The sequence below is a fragment of the Kitasatospora sp. NPDC098663 genome (assembly GCF_044760075.1).
Taxonomy (GTDB): domain Bacteria; phylum Actinomycetota; class Actinomycetes; order Streptomycetales; family Streptomycetaceae; genus Kitasatospora.
This window is the reverse complement of record NZ_JBIWAP010000107.1, coordinates 1-7207: the sequence shown is the minus strand read 5'-3', so window position 1 is coordinate 7207 and position 7207 is coordinate 1. Positions and strand designations below refer to the sequence as shown.

The 7207-nt window shown below is 73.3% G+C and carries 2 protein-coding genes; both read left to right on the top strand.

From position 1 onward, the window contains the following. Positions 1-15 precede the first annotated feature (15 nt). Positions 16-5799, top strand: coding sequence for an amino acid adenylation domain-containing protein (locus ACIQVZ_RS42025; RefSeq protein ID WP_402458351.1), 5784 nt, complete (start codon positions 16-18; stop codon positions 5797-5799). Further along, positions 5799-7207 (top strand): condensation domain-containing protein (locus ACIQVZ_RS42020; protein WP_402458348.1); only part of this gene is annotated, 1409 nt, incomplete at its 3' end. The genes ACIQVZ_RS42025 and ACIQVZ_RS42020, both read left to right, overlap by 1 nt.

Sequence of the window (7207 nt, the reverse complement as noted above, 5' to 3'; positions counted from 1 at the left end):
ATCCGTGGCTTCCGGGTGGAGCCGGGTGAGGTCGAAGCGGTCCTCGCCGCGCACCCTGAGGTCGCTCAGGCCGCGGTCGTGGTCCGCGAGGACGCCCCGGGTGACAAGCGTCTGGTGGCTTACCTCGTCCCCGCTGAGGGCCTGGACGTCGATGTGGTGCGCAGCTACATCGCGGAGCGGCTGCCGGCCTACATGGTGCCCGCCGCGTTCCTCCTGCTGGACACGCTGCCGCTGACCGTCAACGGCAAGCTCGACCGCAAGGCCCTGCCCGCGCCGGACTACGCGGCGGGTGCGGGCGCCGGCCGCGCACCCGCGGACGTGCGGGAGGAGTTGATCTGCCGGGCCTTCGCCGAGGTCCTCGGGCTTCCGGTGGTGGGTGTGGACGACGACTTCTTCGCCCTCGGCGGCCATTCCCTGCTGGCCGTCTCGCTGGTGGAGAAGCTGCGCTCGGGCGGTGTCTCCGTCTCCGTGCGGGCCCTGTTCGCCACCCCCACGCCGGCCAGCCTGGCCCGCGTTGCGGACGGGGAACAGATGGCCGTCCCGGCCAACCTGATCCCGGAGGGCGCGACCGAGCTGACGCCGGCGATGCTGCCGCTGGTCGAGCTGACCGAGACGGAGGTCGCCACCGTGGTGGCCGCCGTCCCGGGCGGCGCGGCGAACATCGCGGACGTCTACCCGCTGGCCCCCCTGCAGGAGGGCCTGTTCTTCCACCACCTGATAGCCGACCGGGAGGTCGGTGACACCTACGTCCTGCCGACCGTCCTGGACTTCGACGACCGTGGGCGCCTGGAGGCCTTCTTGGCGGCGCTGCAGCGGGTGGTGGACCGGCACGACATCTACCGCACCGCGATCGTCTGGGAGAGCCTGCGCGAGCCCGTCCAGGTCGTCCTCCGCAGGGCCGAACTGCCGGTCACCGAGGTCGAGCTGGACCCGGCCGGGGCCGAGCCTGCGGAGCAGCTGCCAGCTGCCGCAGGTGCGTGGCTGCCGCTGGACCGCGCGCCGCTGATGACGGCCCACGTCGCTGCCGAGCCCGGCAGCGGCCGGTGGCTGGCGCTGCTGCGGATCCACCACCTCGTCCAGGACCACACGGCGCTGGAGATCCTGCTCGACGAGCTGCGGGCGTTCCTGTCCGGCCGGATGGCCGAGCTGCCGGAGCCGCTGCCGTTCCGCGAGTTCGTCGCCCAGGCCCGCCTCGGTGTGCCGCGCGAGGAGCATGAGCGCTACTTCGCCGAGCTGCTCGGCGACGTGGACGAGACCACGGCCCCGTACGGCCTGACCGACGTGTACGGCGAAAATGCCGACACGCGGCGCAGCCGGATGCCGGTGGACGAGGAGGTGGCCCGCCGGACCCGCGAAACGGCGCGGTCGCTGGGCGTGAGCCCGGCCACGCTCTTCCACCTCGCCTGGGCGCGCGTCCTCGCGGCCGTGTCGGGCCGGGACGACGTGGTGTTCGGCACCGTGCTGTTCGGCCGGATGAACGCCGGCGCCGGCGCGGACCGGGTGCCGGGGCTCTTCCTCAACACGCTGCCGGTCCGGGTCCGCCTGGACGACGCCACCGTGGGTGAGGCACTGGCCGGGCTGCGCGAGCAGCTGGCCGACCTGCTGGTGCACGAACACGCCCCGCTCGCGCTCGCCCAGACGGCAAGCGGCCTGCCGGGCGGCAGCCCGCTGTTCAGCGCGCTGTTCAACTACCGCTACTCGGTGCCCGTAGCGCCGGAGCACTCGGATGCGCTGGACGGGGTTCGGGTCTTGCTCACCCGGGAGGGCACCAACTACCCGCTGAGCGTGTCCGTCGACGACGACGGCGCCGGGTTCGCCATCACGGCGGACGCTCCTGTGCCGGTGGACCCGGACCGGGTCTGTGTGATGCTGGAGATCGCGCTGGACAACCTCGTGGCCGCGCTGGGCCGGACCCCGGACACCCGTCTCGCGGCGGTGGACGTGCTGGAACCGGCCGAGCGGTTGCGGCTGCTGGAGCTGTTCTCCGGCGAGGCGGCGGCCCCGGCCGAGATGCGGGAGCGGTACGCCACCGCGTTCACCGGCGCGTACGTCTTCGACGGCGGCCTGCGTCTGGTACCGGTGGGTGCGGTCGGCGAGCTGTACCTGGCGGGCGTGGTCCCGCCGGCCGGGGACGGTGCGCAGCCGGCGCCAGCGGGGGAGCGATACCTGGCCGACCCGTTCGGTGCGGGTGGGCTGATGCTCCGCACCGGCGACCGGGTCCGCTGGACCGCCGACGGCCGGCTGGAGTTCCTCGACGAGACTGCCCGGCAGGCGGACGGCACCGGGTCGGACGACACGCTGGCCGGCAGCGGCCGCTTGCCGTCCAACCCGCAGGAGGAGCTGCTCTGCCAGGTGTTCGCCGAGATCCTCGGCTTGCCGTCGGTCGGCGTCGACGACAACTACTTCCTGCTCGGCGGGCAGTCGCTCATGGCGACCCGTCTGGTAGGCCGTCTGCGGGCCGTCCTAGGTGTCGAGGTGCCGATCCGGGCGCTGTTCGAGCACCCGACCCCGGCCGGGCTCGCCGCCCGCCTGCTGCAGGCCGCCCCGGGGCGCGCCGCGCTGACCGCGCGGCCGCGTCCGGAGCGGGTGCCGCTGTCCTTCGCCCAGCAGCGGCTTTGGTTCCTCGGGCAGCTGGAGGCCTCCAGCGCCACCTACACCAACACGACCGCGCTCCGGCTCTCCGGGGCACTGGATCGGGCGGCGCTCGCTGCGGCCTTGCGGGACCTGGTCGAGCGCCACGAGATCCTGCGTACGGTGCTTCCCGTCCAGGACGGCGAGCCCTACCAGCGGATCCTGCCGACCGCCGAGGCCGGGATCGAGCTGGCGGTGGTCGAGGTCGAGCCGGGTGGTGTGGCCGCGCAGCTGGCCCGCGTGACCGAGTACCCGTTCGACCTCGCCACCGAGATCCCGATCCGCGCCTGGCTCTTCGCGGAGGCGCCGCAGGAGCACGTCCTGGTGCTGGCGATCCACCACAGTGCCATCGACGGCTGGTCGATGGGCCCGCTGGCCCGCGACCTGTCCGCCGCGTACGAGTCCCGCCTGGCGGGCCGGGCACCCGGGTGGGTGCCGCTGCCCGTCCAGTACGCCGACTACGCGATCTGGCAGCGCGAGCTGCTCGGCGGCGGGAACGACCCGGACAGCGTGCTGGCCGGGCAGATGGCCCACTGGCGCGAGGCGCTGGCCGGCCTGCCGGAGGAGATAGTCCTGCCGGCGACCCGTCCCCGCCAGGCCGTCCCCACCCACCGGGCGGGCGACCTCCCGGTGTGGATCGACCCGGACCTGCACCGGAGCATCCTGGAGCTGGCCAAGGCCGAGGGCGTCACCGTCTTCATGGTCGTGCAGGCGGCGCTGGCAGCTCTGCTGAGCGGGCTCGGAGCGGGCGACGACGTCCCGATCGGGGCCGCGGTCGCGGGCCGGGTGGACGACATGCTGGAGGACCTGATCGGGTTCTTCGTCAACATGCTGGTGCTGCGCACCGACGTGTCGGGCGACCCGACCTTCGGCGAGCTGCTGCAGCGGGTGCGCAGCACCGACCTGGCCGCGTACGCGAACCAGGACGTGCCGTTCGACCACGTGGTCGAGCAGCTCACCCCCGAGCGGTCGACGGCCCGGCAGCCGCTGTTCCAGGTGGCGCTGGTGGTGCAGAACACCCCGAGGAGTGGGCTGCGGATGCCCGGTCTGGTGATCGCCCCCGAGCCGGTCGCGGTGGGCGGTGCGCGGTCCGACCTGATGCTCAGCCTCGCCGAGCGGGTGGACGAGGCCGGCAACGCCGCCGGCCTGAGCGGTGCGCTGCAGTTCAGCGCGGACCTGCTCGACCCGTCGACGGCGCAGGAGCTGGCCGACCGCCTCGGGCGGCTGCTGGAGGGCTTTGTCGCCGACCCTGGACGGCCGCTGAGCCGAGTCCAGCTGGTGACCGACCAGGAGCGCCGGTCGATGCTGAAGCTGGGCGCCGGCCCCGAGCGGGCGGTGCGTGGCGAGACCGTGCCAGAGCTATTCGCGGCGCAGGTCGCCCGGACCCCGGACGCCGTCGCGCTGGTGAGCGACGCGGGGGAGCTCTCCTACGCGGAACTGGACGAGCGGGCCGAGGGGCTTTCGCGACTGCTGGCGGCCCGGGGCATCGGCACCGAGTCGGTGGTGGCGGTGGCCATGGGGCACTGCGTCGAGCTGGTCGTCGCCTTCCTTGCGATCGCCAAGGCCGGGGCCGTGTACCTGCCGGTGGACCCGGCGCATCCAGCCGACCGCATCGCCTACATGCTCGCCGACGCCCGCCCGGTCCACGTGCTGACCACCGAGGCGGACCGGGCTGCGCTGCCCTCGCCGGCCGGGGCGCCGGTCATGGTGCTCGGCACCACCGAGACCGAGGCGGAGCTCGCCGCTTCCGCCGGCGGACGGTTGACGGCGCCACGGCCCGAGCAGGCGGCGTACATCATCTACACCTCGGGCTCCACCGGCCGGCCGAAGGGCGTCGTGGTCTCGCACACCGGGATCACGAGCCTGGTCGCCACCCAGGTCGAGCGGCTCGCGGTGACCGGGACGGCGCGCGTGCTGCAGTTCGCCTCGGTCGGCTTCGACGCGGCCGTCTGGGAACTGGTGATGGCGCTGTGCACCGGGGCCCGCCTGGTGGTGGCCCCGGCCGGGGAACTGCTCCCGGGCGCCGGCCTCGCCGAGGTCGTGGCACGGCACGGGGTCACTCACGCGACGCTGCCGCCGGCGGTGCTGGCACTGCTGTCGCCGGCGAACCTGGCCTCCGTCACCACCCTGGTGTCGGCAGGCGAGGCGCTCGCCGACGACCTGCTCGCGCGATGGGCGCCGGGCCGTCTGTTCATCGACGCCTACGGTCCCACCGAGACCACGGTCTGCGCCACGATGTCCGAGCCGCTGGTGCCGGGCGAGCCGGTGACCATCGGCGGCCCGATCAGCAACACCCGGGTCTACCTCCTCGACGACGCGCTGCGCCCGGTGCCGGCCGGTGTGCTGGGCGAGCTGTACGTGGCCGGGCCCGCGCTGGCGCGCGGGTACCAGGGCCGGGCGGATCTGACGGCGGAGCGCTTCGTCGCCGATCCCTTCGCCGTCGGCGAGCGGATGTACCGCACCGGCGATCGTGCACGCTGGGATGCGCAGGGCCGGCTGCTGTACGCGGGCCGCGTCGACGACCAGGTGAAGATCCGCGGCTTCCGGGTGGAGCCGCGCGAGCTAGAGGCGGTGCTCGCCGCGCACCCGTCCGTGTCGCAGGCCGTGGTGACTGTTCAGGAAGTGTCCGGGCAGCCGCAGTTGATCGCCTACCTCGTTGCGGCCGATCGTGGTTATGGTGAGCACCGCCTCGGTGATCACGGCACCGAGGACCTGGTGGCAGTGGTGCGCGGCTATGCCGCGGAACGGCTGCCCCGGTACATGCTGCCTGCCGCGATCACGCAACTGGCGGCGCTGCCGCTGACGGTGAACGGCAAGCTCGACCATCGGGCACTGCCGGCACCGGACTTCGGCGCCGCCGCCGGCACCGGTCGTGCGCCGGCCACCGTCGAGGAGAAGGCGGTGAGCTCCGTCTTCGCCGAGATCCTCGGGATTCCCGAGGTCGGCGCCGACGACGATTTCTTCGCCATGGGCGGGCACTCCCTGTTGGCGACCCGGCTGCTCAGCAGGGTGCGCTCCGTGACGGGGGCCGACGTGCCGGTCCGCGTGCTGTTCGAGAACCCCACGCCCGCAGGGCTCGCCGTCTGGATCACGGCACAGGCAGGCACCAAGAGCAAGAGGAAGAGCCGCCCGGCCTTGCGGCCGATGCGCAAGCAGGAGGAAAGCTGATGTTCCCGTTGTCTTTCGCGCAGCGGCGGTTGTGGTTCCTGGGCCAGCTGGAGGGGCCGAGCGCCGCGCACAACATCCCGGTGGTTCTCCGGCTGTCCGGGACGCTCGACCGCGAGGCCTTCGGTGCCGCCCTGCGGGATGTGGTTGAGCGTCACGAGGTCCTGCGCACGGTCTACCCGGCGGTCGACGGGACGCCGCACCAGCGGATCCTGCCGTCGGCCGACGTCGGGTTCCGGCTGATCGTCTCCGACGTGGCGCCGGCCGACCTGGAGTCCGAGGTGGCTCGGGCGACCGGTACCGCCTTCGACTTCGCGGTGGAGGTGCCGGTGCGGGCCTGGCTGTTCGCCGAGGCGCCGGACGAGCACGTGCTGGTCTTCGTCGTGCACCACATCGCCGCCGACGGCTGGTCGATGGGTCCGCTGATGCGCGACCTGTCGGGCGCGTACCGGGCGCGGTTGGCCGGGCAGGAGCCCGGCTGGGAGCCGCTGCCCGTGCAGTACGCGGACTACGCGCTCTGGCAGCGCGAACTGCTCGGCGAGGAGGACGATCCGGAGAGTCTGCTCAACGAGCAGGTGGCCTACTGGCGGGACACGCTCGCCGGCGCGCCCGAGGAACTGACGCTGCCGACCGACCGGCCGCGTCCGGCGGCGGCCTCCTACCGGGGTGTCACCGCCTCCTTCGGTGTCCCGGCCGAGGCCCACCGGAAGCTGCTGGAGGTGGTCCGCGAGAACGGCTCCACCCTGTTCATGGGTCTGCACGCCGCCCTGGCGGTCCTGTTGTCCCGGCTCGGCGCGGGCACGGACCTGCCGATCGGCACGGTCGTCGCCGGGCGCAACGACGAGGGTCTCGACGACCTGGTCGGCTGCTTCGTCAACAACCTGGTGATCCGCTCGGACGTCTCCGGTGCGCCGACCTTTGTCGAGGTCCTCCGCCGGGTGCGCGAGGCCACGCTCGACGCGTTCGCGCACCAGGACGTGCCCTTCGAGAAGTTGGTCGAGGAGCTCGCCCCGGCCCGCTCGATGGCTCGGCACCCGCTGTTCCAGGTGATGGCCACCGTGCAGAGCACCGACCTGGTGTCCAAGCGCGGCGCCGGCCGCTCGCTGGACCTGCCTGGGCTGCGGGTCGGCCCGCTGACCGGGACGCACGAGATGGGCGAGTTCGACCTCGACGTCGTCCTCGTGGAGCGTTTCGACGAGGCCGGCCGTCCGGCCGGGCTGACCGGCACTGTCATCGGCGCGGCCGACCTCTTCGACGCCGCCTCGATCGAGCGGACCGCCGCGCAGCTGGCCCGGGTCCTCGAGGCCGTGGCCACCGACCCTGGTGTGGGGGTGGGGTCGGTGGATGTGTTGGGTGAGGTTGAGCGTCGTCGGGTGTTGGTGGAGTGGAATGCCACGGGCGCGGTGGAGTC